Genomic DNA, 21,307 nt, shown 5'->3' on the forward strand with positions numbered 1-21,307 from the left:
ATTTCTCAATTAGTATGAAGACTATCACTTACTATTCTAAATTAATTCTTATAGCTTGTGTCTTTTTGTCCACAGCATTATTAGTAAAGGGGCAAGAAGGAGTAGAACCATATAAAAATGTATCTCTTAACTTCGATGAAAGGGCGGATGACTTGTTATCCCGATTGACACTCGAAGAAAAAGCTTTGATGCTTCGTTACGATTCGCCCGAAATTAAGCGTTTAGGTATCCCTGCCCATAACTTTTGGAATGAGTGTTTGCACGGTGTTGCGCGTTCGGGAGTCGCTACTGTTTTTCCTCAGGCCATAGGCATGGCTGCCATGTGGGATAAAGAAGAAATGTTTAGTATTGCAGATGCGATCTCAGACGAAGCTAGAGCAAAGCATCACGCGTATGCATTGCAAGGTAAGAGAGGCATATATCAAGGTCTGACATTTTGGACACCCAATATAAATATATTTCGCGATCCGCGCTGGGGCAGAGGTATGGAAACTTATGGTGAAGATCCCTATCTGACAGGCGAATTAGCAGTTCCTTTTATCAAAGGATTGCAAGGTGACGATTCGAGATATTTAAAACTCGTGGCTACAGCCAAGCACTTTGCTGTGCATAGTGGTCCCGAATCGACTCGTCATTCTTTCGATGTGTGGCCTAGCGATTATGACTTGGCAGAAACATATCTTCCTCATTTCAGAAAAACAGTAGAACATGCTAATGTTTATTCTGTGATGTGTGCTTATCAGCGCTTGAAGGGTGCTCCTTGTTGTGGAAGTAAATTTCTGGAAGGTTTGTTGCGTGAGCAATGGGGTTTTGAAGGTTATATCGTTTCCGATTGTGGAGCGATAGCTGACTTCTATAAAAAGGAAGCACACAATCTTGTTGCTACACCCGAAGAGGCTGCAGCGATGGCCATACAAGCAGGTACTGATTTGAATTGCGGCGATGTATATAGAAATTTAGTTAGTTCAGTAAAGCAAGGTTTCCTCACAGAAGCAGAATTAGATGTATCGGTGAAAAGAATTATTCTTGCCCGGATGAAATTAGGACAGTTTGATCCACAGGAAATGGTTGAGTATTCAAAAATTCCATATAGTGTAGTCGATAGCAAAGAGCATAAACAACTGGCTTTAGATGCTGCTCATAAATCAATCGTTTTATTGAAGAACGAAAAAAATACACTTCCTTTTAATAAAGGTGTCAAAAAGGTTGCGGTAATTGGCCCTAATGCCGATGCAAAGGATGTATTGTTGGCAAACTACTATGGTTATCCGACTGAACCTAAAACAGTATTAGCAGGACTAAAAGATAAATTGCCCAATTCGCAAGTCGATTTTGCGCAAGGATGTCCTTTAGCTCCTAAATTACCTTATTTCGATATTGTTCCATCCGATTATCTATATACTGATGGTACTAAAAAACAAAATGGCTTAAAGGCTGAATATTTTCCTAATCTGAATTGGGAAGGGACTCCGGCTCATACACAGATAGATAAGACTGTGAATTTTGCATGGTGGACTACTCCTCCATTCGCAGATTTGAAATATGATCATTTTTCTGTTAGATGGAGTGGAGTCATTGTTCCACCCGTTACCGGAGAGTATGCCATTGCAGGAGAAGGGCTTTTGGGTTTCGACCTTTATTTAGATGGTGCTAAACTATTATCGTGCAGAGGAGATCATGAATTGCAAAAAGCTTATGAGTATGTTCATTTAGAGGCTGGCAAATCTTATGATGTCAAGATCGATTATGTACAAAACAATACAGAATATCCGGCTATGAGTTTCTTATGGGAAAAACCTAATGACAATCTGAAACAAGAAGCACTAAATCTGGCGAAGTCATCTGATATAGTTGTTCTGTGTATGGGATTAGGACCAACACTAGAGGGAGAAGAAATGCGGGTTAAAGTTGACGGCTTTGATAGAGGAGACCGTTTAGATATTAAATTACCTGCTATTCAAACCGAATTGATAAAAGAAATATATGCGCTGGGTAAACCTACTGTTTTAGTCTTATTAAATGGAAGTGCATTAGCATTTAATTGGGAGGCTGAAAATCTGCCAGCAATAGTAGAAGCTTGGTATCCGGGCCAGAGTGGGGGAGCAGCTATCGCTGATGTGTTGTTTGGTGATTATAATCCTGCAGGGCGTTTGCCAGTAACATTTTATAGGAGCATAGATCAGATACCGGCATTCGATGATTACAATATGGCTGGAAAAACATATCGTTATTTTGAAGGAGAGCCACTTTATGAATTCGGATATGGGTTGAGTTATACTAAATTTGAATATAAAATGTTAGCATCTTCGCAATCTGTAACGGCAGGCGATGATGTCTTGTTTTCAGTAGAGGTAAAGAATACCGGAAAAGTAGATGGTGATGAGGTGGTTCAGCTTTATGTTTCGCTATCCGATAATAATCTTAAGAATTCTATTCGTTCGTTACAAGGATTTAAACGTATTCATCTTAAAGCAGGAGAATCGGAGGTAGTTGATTTTGTATTGACGCCTGATCAGATGGCTGGTCGAGACAGTCATGGCATACCGATAGTTGCTGCCGGTAATGCGTTGGTTTCCATTGGTGGTAAGCAACCGGATGCAAAAGCAATTGCTTCGAAACAAGTAATCCAAAAAGAGATTAAAATTGTAGGTCCTTCTTTTTATATCCAAGAATAAGAAGCGATTACAAGCGAAAAGAGCTCCTGTTTTAACTTAAAACAGGAGCTCTTTTTGTATATGATTTATCTGGTTGCTATCCCAAATCTTAATGAAAAACTTAGAGCAAATACCGCACCTCGACCTCTGTCTTCAAATGCACTATTTTTAAATCTGAAATTGTTGGTAGCTTCAGTTTGACCAAAAGGTGTTTGCCATGATAAAGAAGCATATACAGCAGCATCCAGCGGATATTTGTCGGCTAATAACCATACCCATCCTTTTCCAACACCATATTCGGCAATCGAGAGTTCGTCGTATCTTCTATACCTTACCATTAAGGCCATATAATTTTTAGAACTGTGAGCAAAATATATTCTGGGTGCAGCTAAGAGACTGTATCCAAATTTTGTGTTTTTGAAATTCCTATTATTTTCTGCACTTATAGGAAAGGTGCTGATTTCATTTTCATAAGGTAGTATTAGACCTACACCAGCCTCTACTGCAAATAAACTCGAAAACCGATGCTCATATATAATAGGTAAATCACCATCTATTATAGATAAAATATCTGTTTTAATAATACTTGTCGGATATCCTTTTATGCCATCAACATTACTTTTGCTGAAAGACTCATAAGAGTATGTAGGATAAGAACTGAGTGTGAAATCGTAGTCTTCTTGCGCTTTTGCTTCTTCATTAGCAACTAATAATAGAGTTACTCCTAATAGTATAGTTCTGAAGTGTCTTCTATTTATAGAAGGAGGGATAAGTATCTTTTTATGAAAGATTTCCCGAATATTTATTTTTTTTATGATTGACTTCATTGTGGTATCATTTTTGAACGTTGCAATTATTGCCTATTTTCATGTTATAACGTGTTATAAATATGCCTTGTTTATATTAATTAGCTTAATTTGTATTAATTATACATTGCTAAGACTTGTGTTAATTAATGCTAATTAATGTGTATTATAGAAAAAATTGATGGCATATAAGTGAACTTTTTTCAATATTGTCTTCGAATTTTAAGTGAAGTAATCCAGACTTTTTGTTATTGTTTTATTTTTTAATAAAGATTACTGTAAAAGCGATTTAATTGAACGATTTACAACTCGATATAGTTAGATCAAACTTGTTCAATAAGGCGTTGGTTAAAAGTCAATATAGACTATATATGTTTTTAGTGATTACAAAGTTAACGTTTTCCTGTTTTTTTATCTTAAAAAAATCCAGAGGATTCAAATGTCTATTTTTAAATCATTGTCATATTTTTACGACATGAATGAAATTAAAATCACGAAAATCTTATAGTCTTAAAAGTATAAATAAACGCAATTGTATGCAACTGAAAATGCAGCAAGACCGTAAATGCATTTTCAAGATCGTAAAAAAAACTACTGCAATTTCGTCAATAGAGATACATTATCATAAAAACCCAACCATTGATTAAAGTTATCTCAATTTTTGCTGTTTTTTGAAAGAAAGATTATTGTGAAAGCAATATAATTGAAAGCTATCCAACTTGAAATAGTTGTTTCAAATTTATTAATGGTTTTACTCATTTTGTGAGCTTAAAAAGATACCTCTGTGTTAAATAACACAGAGTGTAACCTACACTTTACAAAATGATATAATAATGTTTTATAATAGCTTTTTTTATTTTTTATTCTATAATTATATGCATTTTTGGCTGGTTTTTGATAAATAAATGACGTATATTTGTGTTCTTAAACATGTATTTACTGTCAACTAAGAAAAGTCAAAACTAAATTATGGAGTCAAACCTATATGATTTTATACCTATCTTAATGCAAATAGCCTTTTCGGCTATATTTGTTGTTGCAACAATTTTTGCTTCGAACTTTCTTGGGCCGAAACGAAGATCTTCTATAAAAAATTCGAATTTTGAGTGCGGTCTCGATCCTATCGGAAACGCACGTTCACCTTTTGCTGTAAAGTATTTTCTAGTCGCAATTCTTTTTGTGCTTTTCGATATCGAAATTATATTTATGTACCCTTGGGCTGTCAATTTCAAAGCAATCGGGATAGATGGTCTTATTAAAATGGGAACTTTCATCGGATTGTTATTGGTGGGCTATCTCTATATAGTGAAGAGAAAAGCTTTAGAGTGGGAAAAATAAAAAGAAAAGAACCATGAGTGAATCATCATCAAATATAAATATTGTTCCTGCCCCAGAAGGGTATACAGGACATGGCTTTTTCGCTACAAAGTTCGATTATGCAATCGGTTTAGCCCGTGCTAATTCTTTGTGGCCTTTGCCTTTTGCCACATCATGTTGTGGTATAGAGTTTATGGCAACGATGGCTTCCACGTATGATATGGGGCGTTTCGGTGCCGAGCGTAATAGCTTTTCGCCACGTCAGGCTGATATGCTATTGGTAATGGGGACTATTTCTAAAAAAATGGGTCCTATTTTGCGTCATGTCTACGAGCAGATGGCAGAACCTAAATGGGTTATTGCTGTCGGTGCATGTGCTTCGTCCGGTGGTATATTCGATACATATTCGGTATTGCAGGGTATCGATAAGATTATTCCTGTAGATGTATATGTTCCCGGATGCCCTCCTCGTCCCGAGCAAATTCTAGACGGTTTGATGCAATTGCAGGAGATCGTTAAGCACGAATCTATTCACAGAAGAGGTTCGGAAAGATATGAGAAACTTCTACAATCTTATAAATTTGAATAATTAGTCAGATGGCATTAGAAACGATAGATATTCAAAATAAAATAGAAGAGAAATTTGGTCCCGATGTTTCAAAATTTCGTATGGAACAAGATATCTTAACCTTCGAAGCAGCTCCGGCGGTGATAAAGGAAGTTATCCGTTTTATGCATAAGGACGAAGTATTGCGATTTAACTTCTTGACCGATCTTTGCGGAGTACATTATCCCGACAATGAAAAACAATCTCAATTTGTGGTTGTTTATTTATTACACAACTGGCTAGATAATGTACGGGTGAGGGTGAAAACTTTCCTTGCAGCCGATAAGGTAGAGGTGGACTCAATTACTGATGTTTTTGAAGCAGCCAACTGGATGGAAAGAGAAACATACGATTTCTATGGGGTGAATTTTATTGGCCATCCTAACCTAAAACGTATATTGAACGATGATGGAATGACATCATTCCCAATGCGCAAAGAATATCCGTTGGAAGATTCGGGCAGAACAGATAAAGATGACCGCTTCTTTGGACGAACTCCTAATAATTATCAACCCGAAAGTAATAAATAAAAGAGGACAGATAATGTCAGATCAACTAATAAATCCGGAACATCGCTTTGCGAAAATTGTAAAAGAGCAGGTCTTTGAAGACGGACAGGAATTGTCGGTACTCAACTTTGGACCTACGCATCCGTCTACACATGGTGTGTTTCAGAATATTTTACTGATGAATGGCGAACGCATTGTGGATGCAGATACTACCATTGGTTATATTCACAGGGCTTTCGAGAAAATTGCAGAAAACAGGACTTTTTACCAGATCACAACTTTGACCGATCGTATGAACTACTGTTCGTCGCCGATCAATAATATGGCATGGTGGATGACTGTCGAAAAAGCTCTTGGAGTTGAAGTTCCTAAACGTGCACAATATATGCGCGTTATAGTAATGGAGCTGGCTCGTATTACCGATCACCTTATTTGTAATTCAATCTTAGGTGTCGATCTAGGAGCGTATACTCCATTTTTATACGTAATGAAATACCGTGAACTTGCTTACGAAATATACGAAGAGATTTGCGGAGCACGTCTAACTACCAATATGGGACGTATCGGTGGATTCGAAAGAGATTGGAGCGAGGCTGCATGGCGTAAGCTCGACGAATTTTTGGAAGGTTTCCCTAAAGCTTGGGATCAACTCGAACGCTTGTTTATGCGTAACCGTATATTTATGGATCGTATTATTGGCGTTGGTGCTATCTCGGCAGAGAAAGCAATGAACTATGGCTTTACCGGTCCTAACTTACGTGCAACGGGTATCGATTACGATGTGCGTGTAGCACAACCATACAGTTCTTACGAAGATTTTGATTTCATAGTGCCCGTAGGACAATCGGGTGATACATATGATCGTTTCTGTGTTCGTGCAGCAGAGGTCAAAGAAAGTTTGAAGATTATCCGTCAGGCTCGCGATAATATGCCGTCCGGCTCTTATCATGCCGATGTTCCTGACTATTACCTTCCTCCTAAAAATGAAGTATATACCGAAATGGAGGCTCTTATCAGTCATTTCAAGATTGTGATGGGCGAGATTCCGGTTCCTATTGCTGAAACTTATCATGCAGTAGAAGGTGCAAATGGCGAATTGGGTATGTATCTGATTACAGATGGCTCTCGTACACCATTCCGTGTGCATTTTCGCCGTCCTTGTTTTATTTACTATCAGGCATTCCCCGAAATGATTAAAGGTGGAATGTTTTCGGATGCTGTTGCAACCTTATCCAGTATAAATGTTATTGCAGGAGAATTAGACGCTTAATATCAAATGGAAAAAAGAGTATATTATCAAGAAATCAATATAACAGAGGAACTTTCGGCTCGTATCAATGAGTTGGTTAGTCATTATCCTGCTGATAAAAAGAAATCGGCATTGATTCCTGTTTTGCATGTGGTGCAAGATGCTCACGAAAATTGGCTGAGTATACCACTAATGGATAAAGTAGCTGAAATCTTAGGAATTACACCTATCGAGGTATACGAAGTTGTTACTTTTTATACCATGTTCAATCAAAAACCGGTAGGTAAATATATGTTTGAGTTTTGTCGTACATCATGTTGTGCCATACTTGGTGGTGACGATATGATGGAATATGCCTGCCAGAAATTAGGTGTAAAAGAGGGTGAAACGACTCCCGATGGACTATTTAGTGTTGCAGGTGTGGAATGTCTGGGCGCATGCGGTTATGGACCGATGCTTCAGTTAGGCGATTTCTATCACGAGAAACTGACAAAAGAAAAAATTGATGCTTTAATCGAAGATTGTAAGCAAGGTAAAATAAACCTTTATTAATTTGCGATGGCTAGAAAGATATTATTAGAAAAGATCGACATACCCGGAATAAAGGACTATGAAGTCTATCGCAAAAACGGAGGTTATGCAGCGGTAGAAAAGGCCTTGAAATCGATGACGCCCGATGAAGTGACCGAGCATGTGAAAACATCAGGTCTGCGAGGTCGCGGAGGTGCGGGATTTCCTATGGGATTGAAATGGAGTTTTATCGATAAAAAATCGGGTAAGCCTCGTCATTTGGTTGTAAATGCAGACGAATCGGAACCGGGTACTTTCAAAGACCGTTTTCTGATGGAATATATTCCTCATTTACTGATCGAGGGAGCTATTGTATCGAGTTATGCATTAGAAGCTAATTTGTCATATATATATATTCGTGGTGAATATATGTGGGTGTACAAGATTTTAGAAAAAGCTATAAAAGAAGCCTATGCCAACGGATGGCTGGGTAAAAATATATTAGGAACAGGTTATTCTCTCGACTTACATGTTCACTGCGGTGCAGGAGCATACATTTGTGGAGAAGAAACTGCACTTATCGAATCATTGGAAGGTAAACGGGGCAACCCTCGTATCAAACCGCCATTTCCTGCTGTAAGCGGTCTTTGGAATGAACCCACAGTGGTAAACAATGTGGAGTCTATTTCGGCTGTGCCATGGGTCGTAAACAATGGTGGAGATGAGTATGCAAAAATAGGTTTGGGCAAGTCGACAGGAACTAAATTAATTTCAGCATCGGGACATATTAAAAATCCGGGTGTATATGAGATAGAGTTAGGTTTATCTGTCGAAGAATTTATGACCTCAGACGAATATCTTGGTGGAATGATAGATGATCGTCCTCTGAAAGCGTTCATACCCGGAGGTTCATCCGTGCCTATCCTGCCAGCTCAATATATTTTCAAAACGGCTAACAATGAAGATCGTTTAATGACATACGAGTCGTTGGCAGATGGTGGATTCACAACCGGATCGTCTTTAGGTTCAGGTGGATTTATTGTTTACAACGATACTGCGTGTATTGTGCGTAATACATGGAACTTCTCCCGATTTTATCATCACGAGAGTTGCGGACAATGTTCGCCATGCCGTGAAGGTACAGGCTGGATGGAAAAAATTCTTCACCGTATCGAAACCGGTACAGGGCGTGAAGAAGACATTGAATTATTGTGGAGTATTCAAGCAAAAATAGAAGGTAATACAATCTGTCCGTTGGGTGATGCTGCTGCTTGGCCTGTTGCCGCTGCTATCCGTCATTTCCGCGAAGAGTTTGAATACCATGTGCGTTTCCCTGAAAAAATAAAAAACAGGGATCACTTTGTAAATGAACCAATGGAAAAGGTTCGTCATTTGATTTCAAAATAAATAGTAAAAAGTTTCTTCTATGAAAATTACAATAGATGGACACGATATAGATGTAGAAGCAGGAACAACCATCCTGCAAGCTGCTCGCATGATTGGAGGTGAATGTGTTCCTCCGACTATGTGCTACTATTCCAAACTTAAAGATTGTGGAGGAAAGTGTCGTTGTTGTCTGGTGGAGGTTACCAAAGGCAGTGAAAGGGACCCGCGTCCTATGCCAAAACTTCAGCCGTCATGCGTTACACCTGTACAGGAGGGAATGGAAGTGCTAAGTGCCAAATCGCCTAAAGCGCTCGAAGCACGTAAGGCTGTTACCGAATTCTTGCTAATTAACCACCCGCTCGATTGCCCTGTTTGCGATCAAGCAGGCGAATGTGATTTGCAGAATCTGGCATTTAATAACGGTGCATATAAATCACGTTATATCGAAGAGAAAAGAACATTCGAACCCGAAGATATAGGTCCTCACATTCAATTGCACATGAATCGCTGCGTTCTTTGCTATCGCTGTGTGAAACTGGCGGAACAATTGACTGATGGTCGTGTACACGGTGTTCTTAATAGGGGCGATCATGCACAAATATCGACTTATGTTTCTCAGGTTATCGATAACGATTTCTCAGGAAACATGGTAGATGTATGTCCGGTGGGAGCATTAACTGATAAAACATATCGTTTCGAATCGCGTGTATGGTTCAATAAACCGTTCAATGCGCATCGCGATTGTCCGAAATGTTCGGGTAAAGTAGTCCTTTGGATGTTCGGAGATACTATTCAACGAGTGAATGCACCAAAAGACGAGTTTCACGAAGTTGAAGACTTCATCTGCAACGAATGTCGATTCGATCACAAAAATGTGAATGACTGGATTATAGACGGACCTCGTAAGTTTGAGAAATTCTCAGTTATCAATATAAATAACTACACCAAGAAATTGGATAAGGTTGAAATAATAGCAGACGATCTTATACTTGAGGGTAGAAAGCAAGATCAGGAGAAAATCAGTATGTCTGAATTTCCTTATGATGAAGCAGAATTGGAAGCAATTAAGAAAACAAAAGAAGAATAAACCCAACTATGGAGATTGCACTTATATTAGAGAAATTAATCTTTATCGTTATTGTCTTTGCTGTTACGATGTTTTTCGCATTGTATTCTACATACGCAGAGCGTAAAGTAGCAGGCTTTTTACAAGACCGCTATGGACCCAATCGCGCAGGTATATTTGGTCTTTTGCAACCTATATGTGATGGTGCGAAACTTTTCTCGAAAGAGGAATTTATGCCTGATACGCCAAATAAAATACTGTTTGTTGTAGGGCCGGCAGTTGCAATGACAGTCTCATTGCTAGGTACTGCTGTTATACCTTGGGCAGAGCAGTTTGTTATTGGCGATATTACAATTCAAGGACAAATTGCAGATGTTAATGTTGCCATTCTTTACATTGTGGCAGTATTGTCGACCGCTGTATATGGTATTATAATAGGAGCATGGGCTTCTAACAATAAATATTCGTTGATGGGTGCTATTCGTGCCGGAGCACAAATGATCTCGTACGAAATAGCAATGGGGCTATCTATCATCGCTCTGATTATGATGACAGGTACTTTAAGCCTTAGGGAGATCACAATGCAACAGCATGAAATGGACTGGAATATTATTTATCAGCCATTGACATTCCTTATCTTTTTGATTTGTGCCTTTGCCGAATGTAATCGTACACCTTTTGACTTGGCCGAATGCGAATCGGAATTGGTAAATGGTCACCATGTCGAATATTCATCTATGAAGATGGGATTCTATATGTTCTCTGAATATGTGAGCATGTTCTTCTCATCCGCACTTATATCTGTACTGTTCTTTGGCGGATATAACTATTGGGGAATGGATTGGGTTGCCGAAAACTGGGGTGCAAATCTTGCTAATATATTTGCCATCATTACTCTTTTGGGCAAGACCACATTCTTTATATTCTTCTTTATGTGGGTGCGCTGGACAATACCACGTTTCAGATATGACCAGTTGATGAACCTTGGATGGAGAATATTATTCCCATTAGCATTGGCTAACATCTTGCTGAATGGTATTTTAATCCTGATTTTCAAATAAAAAAATCGAATTGCAATGTCAATAGAAAATATGTCATTATCGGGAAGAAAAGAAGTTGTTTCGAATAAAGAAATGACCTTCATGGAGCGTATTTATCTGCCTGCTATCATAAAAGGTATGTGGATAACAATTAAGCACTTCTTTACGAAAAAAGATACAATACAATATCCCGAACAACAGCGCGAATTTAGCCCTGTATATCGTGGACAGCATGTCTTGATGAGAGACGAAGAGGGACGCGAACGTTGTACAGCCTGCGGCTTGTGCGCACTAGCCTGCCCTGCGGAAGCCATAACAATGAAAGCAGCCGAACGTAAAAAAGGAGAAGAGAACCTGTACCGTGAAGAAAAATATGCAGCGGTATACGAAATTAATATGTTACGTTGTATTTTCTGCGGTTTATGCGAAGATGCTTGCCCCAAAGAGGCGATCTATCTGACCAAATCGAAAAAGCTTGTGAAACCGAAATTGGAGCGAATAGATTTGATTTACGGAAAAGACAAACTTGTTATATCGGTTGAAGATGCCCGCGCAAGAAAATACGATAACTAAAAAGATATTTTAGAATAAGATGATTACAGTAATTTTTTATATTCTTGCAGCAATAACACTTGGCACGGCAGCTCTGACTGTTTTGTCGAAGAATCCTGTGCATAGTGCTGTGTATATGATTATCTGCTTTTTCTCCGTATCGGGTCATTTACTGATGCTTAATGCTCAGTTTCTGGCGGTGGTAAATATTGTGGTGTATGCAGGTGCTATCATTGTATTGTTATTGTTTACACTGATGTTGATGAATCTGAGTGAACAACATGAACCGAAAAAGAAAATAGCGAGTCGCGTGGCGGCTACCGTTTCGTCATGTTTAGCTGCTCTTGTATTGTTAGCCGTTTTTGTAAAAGCAAATCCGGTGATAGAAACGTACAAGGCAGAAGGGGTAGACTATCAGTCTATACAAGTTATAGGTCAGGTATTACTTGATGAATATATGGTGCCGTTCGAGTTTGTTTCTATCTTGCTTATCACAGCAATGATAGGTGCGGTACTGATATCTAAAAAAGAGAAAAAAGCTTAAGCTATGCTGAATAATATATTAGAACAAGTAGGGATCAACAATTATATATACCTCGCCATCTTATTGTTTTGCGTGGGGATGCTTGGTCTTCTTTATCGTCGCAGTACGATTGTGATGCTAATGTCGGTAGAATTGATGCTTGCAGCAGGTAATTTGTTGCTGGCCGCATTTTCGGTTTACCATCAAGATACCAGTGGACAGGTGTTCGTGCTTTTCTCGCTGGCGGTGGCAGCAGCCGAAGTTGCAGTAGGTTTGGCCATTTTAGTCTCAATCTATAGAAATATCGGATCTATTGATATCGATAAATTAAAAAACCTGAAAGGATAATTTTTGGATGGAAACAGTATTGGTATTATTACTTTTGATTAGTCCGCTTATTGGTTTCACAATCAATTTGTGTGTAGGTAAAAAGATTGGGCGATCGTTACCCGGGTTTATAGCCACAGGTGCGGTATTAGTAAGTTTCGTTATTTCGCTGATTTACTTCCTTCAAATTCTTTCTACGGGAGAAGCAGTTCATGTACATCTTTTCGAATGGATGGCATTTGGCGATTTCGCTATAAATTTCGATCTGGTACTCGATCAGTTATCATTGCTTTGGTTGTTGTTTCTGACAGGCATCGGAGCGTTGATTCATATATATTCGATAGGTTATATGCACGACGACGAGAATATCGATCGTTTCTTTGCATATCTTAATCTCTTTATCTTCTTTATGATCCTGTTGGTTATAGGCGGTAATCTGCTTGTGATGTTTATAGGCTGGGAGGGTGTAGGATTATGTTCATACCTGTTAATCGGATTCTGGTATAAGAACCAGAAATTCAATGACGCTGCTAAGAAAGCATTCATCATGAACAGAATAGGAGATTTAGGTTTCTTGATTGGTATCTTTACTTTAGCCTATCTATTCAAAACAGTAGATTTCGAGGCTTTGAAACAAGCGGTTTCTACAACCACTAATCCGGAAGTTTCAACCTTGCTGGGTGTTGCAACATTTTGTTTATTCGTAGGAGCAATGGGTAAGAGCGCTCAGATTCCTTTATATACTTGGTTGCCCGATGCGATGGCTGGCCCGACTCCGGTTTCGGCATTGATTCATGCGGCAACGATGGTTACCGGTGGTATCTTTATGATAACACGTTTAAATTTCATATTCGATTTGACTCCGGATATTCAATACTTTATTGCGATTATAGGTGCTATAACAGCATTATTTGCCGCAACAATCGGTATCATGCAAAATGATATAAAGAAAGTATTGGCTTATTCAACAGTATCGCAACTAGGTCTTATGTTTATTGCCATAGGCTGTGGAGCATACCATGTCGCTGTATTTCATGTAATAACTCATGCTTTCTTTAAAGCCTGTTTATTCCTTGGTTCGGGTTCGGTTATCCATGCTATGGGTGGCGAACAGGACATACGCAAGATGGGTGGATTGAAAAATGTTATGGGAATAACTTATATTACTTTTCTTGTCTCTACTTTCTCAATATCGGGTATACCTCCATTGGCAGGTTTCGTTTCGAAAGACGAGATAATGATGGTTGCATTCGAGAATAGTCCTTTCTTGTGGGCAATAGCAGCATTAGCTTCATTGCTTACGGCTTTCTATATGTTCCGTGTAATGTTCCTTACATTTCACAAAGATTTCAGAGGAACAGAAGAGCAAAAACATCATTTGCACGAATCACCTAAAACGATGACTGCACCGCTTATTATTCTTGCAATACTAGCATTCGTTGGTGGAGTGATTAGTTTGCCGTTAGGACTTAGCTGGCTGAATAATTTCTTGACACCTGTTTTGCCGGGTATCGCTGTACAAGAGCATATGCCTGCTGGAGAGCAACTGGCTATGATGGCAATATCAACAGTAATTGCATTCATCGGATTAGGTTTTGCTTACTATCGATATATTAAGAAATCCGTTGTACCGGGCGAAGATGATAAATTGACAGGATTTGCCAAAGTGGTCTATAATAAATACTATATCGACGAAATATACAGTACTGTATTTGTGAAACCAATGTATGTCTTGGGTAACCTCTTCCGTAATTATATAGAAAGAGCTATCTCGGGTACTATTAATAGCTTAGGGAATTTAGCTGAACTGGCTTCTGTTCCTGCGAGAAAAATGCAGAATGGAAGTTTAGGTCTTTACCTCTTCTGCTTTGTAATAGGATTCTGTTCGATCATTGTATTTTTATTTTTTGTATAATAATTTTTAACTAGATATGAATATCGCTATCATATTAATCATTCTGCTGGCAGGAGCAATAATTACTTATTTCTCAGGAAATAGGTTTGCATCGAAAGTAGCTATTTTATTCAGTGTTTTTGCTGCAGTCTTTACAATTGCTTTTCTCCTTAAATACGGTGTAGCCGGAACGAGTTACAGTACGGAATGGATTACAAATCCACTAGTCTCTTTCTCTTTGAAGGCTGACGGGCTGGCTATTGCAATGCTTTTGCTGACTACAATATTGATTCCTATAATACTGATAACGACATCGTCGGCAGATATAAAGAATGAAAAGCTATTTTATAGTTTGATTCTATTCATGGCTTTTGCTATGGTGGGAGCTTTCCTAAGTAGCGATGCTCTTTTATATTACATATTCTGGGAAATATCACTTATTCCCATCTTTTTCATTATCGTTCTATGGGGTAATGGTGAATTAGCTAAACGTCGTAAAGCTGCAATGACTTTTTTCTTATACACATTTGCGGGATCGTTGTTTATGTTGGCAGCTATTATTTATATATATACCAAAGTTGGTAGTTTTCAATTAGAAGCATTCTACAATGCAAATCTGAATGAAACCGAGCAGCTATGGATTTTCCTTGCATTTTTCTTAGCATACGCGATTAAAATACCTATTTTTCCATTCCATACATGGCAGGCTAATGTTTATCAGAAAGCACCTGCTGCCGGAACAATGTTATTAGCCGGACTTATGTCGAAAATGGGAGCATATAGCGTTATCCGCTGGCAATTGCCTGTAACGCCACATGCGTCACATCAATTGCAAACACTTGTGGTTGTATTGTGTATTGTAGGGGTCATATATGGAGCGATTATTGCCATACGACAAGATAATTTGAAACGCTTTTTTGCTTATGCATCGCTGTCTCATGTGGGATTTGTAGCAGCCGGAGCATATTCATTGACATACGATGGTTTACAAGGAGCAGTAATGCTTATCCTAGCACATGGATTTGGTATTGTAGGACTATTCCTTGCCGCAGATATAATTCATAAACGTACAAATACTGCATTGATAAGTCAGATGGGTGGAATAAAAGGTAAAGCACCTAAATTTACAATAGCATTTTTCCTTTGTATATTAGCATCTATCTCGATACCTCTATCATTTAACTTTGTAGGTGAGTTTACCATAATGTATGGTCTTTATCAGGTAAATATCTGGTATGCTGTGCTGATTGGTACATCTATGTTCTTAGGGGCGTTCTTTATGTTGCGTATGTACCAATATGTGATGTTGAGCGAAACAACAAAGACTCCGTTCAGAGACTTGACTATAAGTGAAGGTATTGTATTCGGGTTGTTGATAGCAGTAATAATATTCTTCGGAATATATTCGAAACCTGTGGCAGAGCTGGTATCGCCAAGCTTACAGGAAATTGTAACGTATATTAATAGATAATTTAGCTAAATAAGATAATGAGTACATTGGTAGCTATCTCGGGACTGGGTATTGTATGCCTTCTGTTAGAGATTTTAAATCTAAGAAAAATCCTTGTGCCTGTAGTCCTTCTGGGGTTAGTAGGTATATTAGGTATGACTATTACCGAATTTTATTTGGGAGAGCCGTTTATTGGATCCGACAAATATAATATGATTGTTAGTACAGGCTATTCGCAAGGTTTTTCTATATTATTTATCATTCTCGCAATCTTCATAATTGTGATGAGTCCTAAATTTTATCAGGAGAAAATAACTAAGATAGCCGACTATGTAGCTATTAAGGTATTTCTTTTAGCCGGAGCAGTTGCTATGGTTTCGTTCGGAAACATGGCAATGTTCTTTCTTGGAATAGAAGTATTGTCAATTGCCGCCTATGTATTGGCTTCTAGTGAACCGAAAAACCTAAGAAGTAACGAAGCAGGTATGAAGTACTTTATAATGGGTGCATTCGCTTCTAGTTTCATTTTATTCGGTATTGCTTTGGTATATGGGGCTATCGGGTCTTTCGATCCGAGTGTAATCGGTAGTGCTGTGGCTTCTCAAAATGGAATCTTACCTTTCTGGTTCGATCTTGGTTTTGCAATGATTATCGTTGGCCTGTTATTTAAGGCTTCTATTGCTCCTTTCCATTTTTGGGCACCGGACGTATATGAAGGTTCACCGACACTCGTAACAGCATTGATGAGTACCTTAGTTAAGGTGGCGGCAATAGCTACTCTGTGTAAGATTGTAATTGTTATGACGCCTGGCATCACACCTATGTTCCAGGTTGTGATTATAATTCTCTCGATATTGTCGATGACTGTTGGTAATATAACAGCGTTAAGACAGACTAATATTAAGCGTATGATGGCTTATTCGGGTATTTCCCATGCCGGATTCATGATTATGGGATTGTTAGCCGTAGGCGGTCCGAGTAATAGTGTCTTGTATTATGCTGCTGCCTATTCTTTGGCTGGTGTTGCTGCTTTCGCAGTTATTATGGCTGTGTGTAGAGGTAAGGATAATGAAGATATATCTAACTTTAAAGGATTGGCAAAGCGTCAGCCATTGTTAACAGCTGCAATGATTGGAGCACTGCTATCTCTAGGTGGTATACCTATGTTTGCAGGCTTTTTTGCCAAGTTATTCATGTTTAGCGAAATGTTACAAGCAGGACATTTGATCCTTGTAATATTCGGTATCTTGAATTCTATTGTTGCAGTATATTATTACTTTGGTATTGTGAATGTAATGTTTGTAAGAGAGAATGAAAATGAACCATTAAAAGTTCCTGCAGAATATAAATTTGTAGCGGTAGCAGCTATTTTGCTGAATTTACTACTTGGTATCTTCCCTTCTATTATAATGGGATTGAAACTGTAAAGAATAAAGAAATAAAATAGAAAAAAGGAGTAAATATATAATTTACTCTTTTTTTTATTGCTTTGCCGAAAATTTCACTGGTTGAGTATCTTTTTTAATACTTAACTTTTATAGTTTTGTGAGAAGAAATATTAAAAGCCTTGTATTTTAAGCAGGCTTTTATTTCCTTTGGATAAAAGATGAAATAGTATGAGAAAGTATATACTTTTGTTATTGTTTGCTGTATCGACTTTGGCAAACGCTCAGGTGGTGAAGAAAGTTACAGTAGGAGATAAGACAATCGAAATATATCGATTGGACGACAACCAACGAAGTAAGCTCGGAACACTGAAGTATGCGAAGGACAAGAAAAAAAATGCGCAATATATGGAGGAGGTAAGCGATTCTTATTCCAAACTGGAAAAGAATCTTAATCTCTTGTCGAGAAATATTGATCTTTGCAACGACAAAATATTAAATGATACCTATAGTTTTTTACGAATCATAGACTACAGACTCGGGTCTGATGCTCCTAACAATAAAGAATTGTTGGCTGAATTTAATTGTTATGCGAAGTATTATTCAGAATCGAAAGGGCGATAAATCTGAAAAAGGAGTATGAAAATAAGAAAACTCAGAGGAGATGAGTCCATACCTTACGATTTATTATTGCTGGCCGACCCATCGCTGGAAATGATAGATCGTATTGAGAATGGTATACAATGTAAGCATATGCTGGTCTTAACGAAAGAACTTTTTTAGTTTTATCTATATGTAATATTTAGTTATTATTAATATTTATAATTGACAGATCAACCCAAGAGTTTTCTACCTTTGCGACTTATTCAAAACATTATAAAGAACAAACATTTATGAACAGGATTAAACTATTAATCACCTTATTTTTTTGCGTATCAGCCTTAGCATTTTCAAAATCAGATAAGATAAACGACGAGAGTAATAAATTTGAGTTACCTATGATCTATGTAACCAATAATACAGTTCAATTTATAGCTGACGATCTCGACCGATATGTAGGAAATCGTAAGAATGGTGTATCGTTTCCTGTTCTGAAAATGGTTTTTTCGAAACAAGATGAAGCTTTATTTATTCATGTAGTTGCTATCGATAATACATGGTGCAACTTGTTTAATAAAGAAGACAAGATGCTTGGCTATTTTATCTCGGGTAGCAGATTAATACTTGTGTCTGTTCATGGTGATAATGTTGATCTGGAAGACTTCTTTGTAGTGTCTGAAAAGATGCGTAATTTTAGCGCCGGAGATCCGACACTTGCTTCAAAAAAGCCTAATCCGTATTGGAAATATAAATATAAAGGAAAAGAAACGGCAATAATAGATTCGGGTAATATGACCATATTAGAAAAAAGGAACTGATAAATCAGTTCCTTTTTTTATGTCATTATTCAGTTTCTTATTTATAGTTTACCGGCTAGACTGCGAGGGATATAGAATGTTTCGTTTTTATCTATATATACCGTTACAGATCTTAGGCTGATCGGTTGATCATTGAGATAGGCAACCGATTTGAAAGCAGGAACAGTCAATGTAACTTTACCTTTCTTTACCTTCAATACAGGCATATCACCGGTTTTATCAATTGTACATTCCAATCCTTTAAATACATCTGTATGTTTTGCAAATATTTCATTTGTCATATCGGGTAGAGATGTAGTTAAGCCCAATGCATCAAACAGATACTTATTAATTTCTACGTTTGTATTCATCCCAACAGGAATATCTCCTTGCGGATGATAGGCAGCTAAGAAAACTTCTTCGCCTGTGTGTCCGCCACTCGTAAATCCGAAATAGGTATGTGCATCCATTATCTTAGCTATAGACGATGCCATATTCACACTATTACTGACCTTCATATAGTCACCTTCTTTATAATTTTGAGAGCTAACAAGTAGCTCGTATTCTTCATTAGAAAGCTCTATTCCTGTATATTCTTTAAAAACAGATCTGAAATTTTCGGGAGCTGTGTTTAATAGTATTTGCTCTAAAGCTCCGGATGTTCTTTTGTATTTAGATACATTTCCGAATAAGTCTTCTAAAGTTGCTTTATCGTAACTTTTCAAATCTCTGCGACCAATTGTAAATCCGCTGTTTCCATGATCGGGAAGAATGATAACAGTCGTTTCACCATTTTTCTTAGCAAAGTCCATAACGGCTGCAACAGCTTTATCGAAAGCCAGATATTCGGTGATGCATCCTATAGCGTCGTTGCCATGAGCAGCCCAGTCAATTTTGCTGCCTTCGACCATCAGAAAGAATCCTCTTTCGTCTTGAGACAGTCTGTCTAAAGCCTTTTGAGTCATTTCCACTAAAGATGGTATTTTGGTATCGTCACGGTCAAGATCGTAAGGAAGATCTTTTTCACAAAATAAAGACCATACTTTCTCTTTACCGTTAAAATTGCGGAATGCTTTTATATCATCTTGAATAAGGGTTGTCCCAGTATTTTTCAAATGTTGTTTTATGTCGTCTGTTAGAATAGAATTTCCACCGCCAAACATTACATCCAGATTATTGTAGGCCATTTGTGAGCCTATATATTTGTAGTTTCCTCTGTCATAGTAGTGTGCGGAACAATCTGCAGGAGTAGCATGAGGAAACTCTACGGTTACAACAAGACCGGTCGATTTGTTTTGCTGATATTTTGCAGCCTCCAATATCGTTGGTAATGGCTGATAAGCCATGCTCGGGTCTACAGGTATTAAATCGTTTTCGAGATCGGCCACCGGATAAATAGATACATTTCCTGTGCGTTGTGGCATCCCTGTCATGTAGCACGATGTAGTTGGTGCAGAGTCTCCGATAGGAGCATTGGATGAGTGGGTCTTCACTGTTCCACATATATATGGATCGATTGCCAGATTATTACCTCCCAGTTTATTGTATATCTGATACCATCGAGCCGCTGAAACTACACCGATAGATGTGCCGTCGGGTATCATTACAATTACATTTTTAGTTGGTCTTACGGGCTTGCGGTATTGCTGTTGTGCCCAGGTGGTCGAAAAAATAAGCAGGAGTATAATACTCAAACAAGTCTTTTTCATATTAAAATATTTTTGGTTGTTTATTTCTCTCAAAGTTACTAAATATTAAGTTTACTCAACAAAAGTACCAATAGAGATTTGAAAATATTGGCGTATCTTTGTTTCTTAACAAAATAAAAACAAAGTAATAAATATGACAAAGCAAAAACCTCTGATATTGGTAACAAACGATGATGGTTATCAGGCAAAAGGTATAAAAGCATTAACTAACAGTTTAAAAGGATTAGGTGAAATAGTAGTTGTAGCTCCGGATGGCCCACGCTCGGGTATGTCGAGCGCCATAACATCCTTATATCCCATCCGTATTCATTTACTGCAAGAAGAGACTGATTTTAAAATCTATTCGTGTACAGGAACACCTGTCGATTGTATTAAACTTGCAGTAAGCGAAGTGTTGGATCGTAAACCCGACTTGGTGGTAACAGGTATCAATCATGGTTCGAATGCTTCGGTTGCCGTTCTTTATTCGGGAACAATGGGAGCCGCGATGGAAGGTTGTGTATTCAAAATACCATCTATCGGCTTTTCTCTTTTAGACCATTCTATGCATGCTGATTTTTCTACATCTGAAAAGATTACACGACTGTTGAGCGAAAAGGTATTGGCAGAAGGACTTCCAAAGGGTACATGCCTGAATGTGAATATTCCAAATACAAAAGACCTGAAAGGGATTAAAATATGTCGTCAGACATCGGGCAACTGGACAAACGAATTCCAAAAGTCTAAAGACGGATCGTATAAAGATGTGTACTGGTTGACAGGTGAATTTGCAAACGATGAACCGAACGATGAGAATACGGACGAACATGTTTTAGCAAGAGATTATGTTTCAGTAGTTCCGGTAAAGATCGATATGACAGATCATAACTATATTAGTACTATAAAATCGTGGGAGAGTTTAATTTAAGTCTGTAGACTTTTTCATT

Annotated in this window: 21 protein-coding genes; 19 read left to right on the forward strand and 2 right to left on the reverse strand. The window is 38.0% G+C overall.

The window, feature by feature from the left end; translation table 11 throughout:
• Nucleotides 1–14: 14 nt before the first annotated feature.
• A complete protein-coding gene (locus G7Y57_RS05845; protein WP_165021270.1) occupies nucleotides 15–2,675 on the forward strand; it encodes a glycoside hydrolase family 3 C-terminal domain-containing protein in 2,661 nt (886 codons plus the stop codon).
• A gap of 65 nt (nucleotides 2,676–2,740) precedes the next feature.
• Here the strand turns inward: G7Y57_RS05845 and G7Y57_RS05850 are convergent, their stop codons facing one another.
• Nucleotides 2,741–3,481 carry a hypothetical protein gene (locus G7Y57_RS05850; protein ID WP_165021271.1) on the reverse strand — a complete coding sequence of 247 codons (741 nt, stop codon included), beginning with the start codon at nucleotides 3,479–3,481 and terminating at the stop codon, nucleotides 2,741–2,743.
• A 948-nt stretch (nucleotides 3,482–4,429) separates the two neighbouring features.
• On the opposite strand from G7Y57_RS05850, the gene G7Y57_RS05855 reads away from it, so the two are divergent.
• The 17 genes from G7Y57_RS05855 (at nucleotide 4,430) to G7Y57_RS05935 (ending at nucleotide 18,693) form a co-directional block, all read left to right on the forward strand.
• The gene (locus tag G7Y57_RS05855; RefSeq protein ID WP_165021272.1) at nucleotides 4,430–4,798 is read left to right on the forward strand and encodes an NADH-quinone oxidoreductase subunit A; all 369 of its coding nucleotides are present in this window, start codon (nucleotides 4,430–4,432) and stop codon (nucleotides 4,796–4,798) included.
• 13 nt (nucleotides 4,799–4,811) lie between these two features.
• Nucleotides 4,812–5,366 (forward strand): NADH-quinone oxidoreductase subunit B, encoded by a 555-nt coding sequence (locus G7Y57_RS05860; RefSeq protein ID WP_165021273.1) that lies wholly within the window; start codon nucleotides 4,812–4,814, stop codon nucleotides 5,364–5,366.
• 8 nt (nucleotides 5,367–5,374) lie between these two features.
• Nucleotides 5,375–5,914: an NADH-quinone oxidoreductase subunit C gene (locus G7Y57_RS05865; RefSeq protein ID WP_165021274.1), complete on the forward strand. Its 540-nt coding sequence runs from the start codon at nucleotides 5,375–5,377 to the stop codon at nucleotides 5,912–5,914.
• Between the two features lie 13 nt (nucleotides 5,915–5,927).
• Nucleotides 5,928–7,163 carry an NADH dehydrogenase (quinone) subunit D gene (gene nuoD, locus G7Y57_RS05870; protein ID WP_165021275.1) on the forward strand — a complete coding sequence of 412 codons (1,236 nt, stop codon included), beginning with the start codon at nucleotides 5,928–5,930 and terminating at the stop codon, nucleotides 7,161–7,163.
• A gap of 6 nt (nucleotides 7,164–7,169) precedes the next feature.
• Nucleotides 7,170–7,694: a complex I 24 kDa subunit family protein gene (gene nuoE / locus G7Y57_RS05875; protein ID WP_165021276.1), complete on the forward strand. Its 525-nt coding sequence runs from the start codon at nucleotides 7,170–7,172 to the stop codon at nucleotides 7,692–7,694.
• Nucleotides 7,695–7,700: 6 nt separating this feature from the next.
• Entirely contained in the window at nucleotides 7,701–9,059 is a 1,359-nt protein-coding gene (nuoF, locus tag G7Y57_RS05880; RefSeq protein ID WP_165021277.1) for an NADH-quinone oxidoreductase subunit NuoF, read from the forward strand.
• Nucleotides 9,060–9,078: 19 nt separating this feature from the next.
• Nucleotides 9,079–10,125 carry a 2Fe-2S iron-sulfur cluster-binding protein gene (locus G7Y57_RS05885; protein ID WP_165021278.1) on the forward strand — a complete coding sequence of 349 codons (1,047 nt, stop codon included), beginning with the start codon at nucleotides 9,079–9,081 and terminating at the stop codon, nucleotides 10,123–10,125.
• Nucleotides 10,126–10,133: 8 nt separating this feature from the next.
• A complete protein-coding gene (gene nuoH / locus G7Y57_RS05890; protein ID WP_165021279.1) occupies nucleotides 10,134–11,165 on the forward strand; it encodes an NADH-quinone oxidoreductase subunit NuoH in 1,032 nt (343 codons plus the stop codon).
• Nucleotides 11,166–11,180: 15 nt separating this feature from the next.
• The gene (locus tag G7Y57_RS05895; protein ID WP_165021280.1) at nucleotides 11,181–11,717 is read left to right on the forward strand and encodes a NuoI/complex I 23 kDa subunit family protein; all 537 of its coding nucleotides are present in this window, start codon (nucleotides 11,181–11,183) and stop codon (nucleotides 11,715–11,717) included.
• A 19-nt stretch (nucleotides 11,718–11,736) separates the two neighbouring features.
• Nucleotides 11,737–12,240 (forward strand): NADH-quinone oxidoreductase subunit J, encoded by a 504-nt coding sequence (locus G7Y57_RS05900; RefSeq protein ID WP_165021281.1) that lies wholly within the window; start codon nucleotides 11,737–11,739, stop codon nucleotides 12,238–12,240.
• Nucleotides 12,241–12,243: 3 nt separating this feature from the next.
• Nucleotides 12,244–12,567 carry an NADH-quinone oxidoreductase subunit NuoK gene (nuoK, locus tag G7Y57_RS05905; protein ID WP_165021282.1) on the forward strand — a complete coding sequence of 108 codons (324 nt, stop codon included), beginning with the start codon at nucleotides 12,244–12,246 and terminating at the stop codon, nucleotides 12,565–12,567.
• 7 nt (nucleotides 12,568–12,574) lie between these two features.
• A complete protein-coding gene (gene nuoL, locus G7Y57_RS05910; protein WP_165021283.1) occupies nucleotides 12,575–14,461 on the forward strand; it encodes an NADH-quinone oxidoreductase subunit L in 1,887 nt (628 codons plus the stop codon).
• Between the two features lie 16 nt (nucleotides 14,462–14,477).
• Nucleotides 14,478–15,911: a NuoM family protein gene (locus G7Y57_RS05915; RefSeq protein WP_165021284.1), complete on the forward strand. Its 1,434-nt coding sequence runs from the start codon at nucleotides 14,478–14,480 to the stop codon at nucleotides 15,909–15,911.
• Between the two features lie 17 nt (nucleotides 15,912–15,928).
• On the forward strand, nucleotides 15,929–17,317 hold the full coding sequence (locus tag G7Y57_RS05920) for an NADH-quinone oxidoreductase subunit N (protein WP_165021285.1): 1,389 nt from the start codon (nucleotides 15,929–15,931) through the stop codon (nucleotides 17,315–17,317).
• 189 nt (nucleotides 17,318–17,506) lie between these two features.
• The gene (locus G7Y57_RS05925; RefSeq protein WP_165021286.1) at nucleotides 17,507–17,899 is read left to right on the forward strand and encodes a hypothetical protein; all 393 of its coding nucleotides are present in this window, start codon (nucleotides 17,507–17,509) and stop codon (nucleotides 17,897–17,899) included.
• Nucleotides 17,900–17,914: 15 nt separating this feature from the next.
• Nucleotides 17,915–18,058 (forward strand): hypothetical protein, encoded by a 144-nt coding sequence (locus tag G7Y57_RS05930; RefSeq protein WP_165021287.1) that lies wholly within the window; start codon nucleotides 17,915–17,917, stop codon nucleotides 18,056–18,058.
• A gap of 110 nt (nucleotides 18,059–18,168) precedes the next feature.
• Entirely contained in the window at nucleotides 18,169–18,693 is a 525-nt protein-coding gene (locus G7Y57_RS05935; protein ID WP_165021288.1) for a hypothetical protein, read from the forward strand.
• Between the two features lie 41 nt (nucleotides 18,694–18,734).
• Here G7Y57_RS05935 and G7Y57_RS05940 read toward each other — a convergent pair whose 3' ends face one another.
• The gene (locus G7Y57_RS05940; protein ID WP_165021289.1) at nucleotides 18,735–20,381 is read right to left on the reverse strand and encodes an alkaline phosphatase; all 1,647 of its coding nucleotides are present in this window, start codon (nucleotides 20,379–20,381) and stop codon (nucleotides 18,735–18,737) included.
• Between the two features lie 133 nt (nucleotides 20,382–20,514).
• Here G7Y57_RS05940 and surE point away from each other — a divergent pair, with 133 nt between their 5' ends.
• On the forward strand, nucleotides 20,515–21,288 hold the full coding sequence (gene surE / locus G7Y57_RS05945; RefSeq protein ID WP_165021290.1) for a 5'/3'-nucleotidase SurE: 774 nt from the start codon (nucleotides 20,515–20,517) through the stop codon (nucleotides 21,286–21,288).
• Nucleotides 21,289–21,307 lie beyond the last annotated feature (19 nt).

It is taken from the genome of Dysgonomonas sp. ZJ279 (genome assembly GCF_011039205.1).
Classification (GTDB): domain Bacteria; phylum Bacteroidota; class Bacteroidia; order Bacteroidales; family Dysgonomonadaceae; genus Dysgonomonas.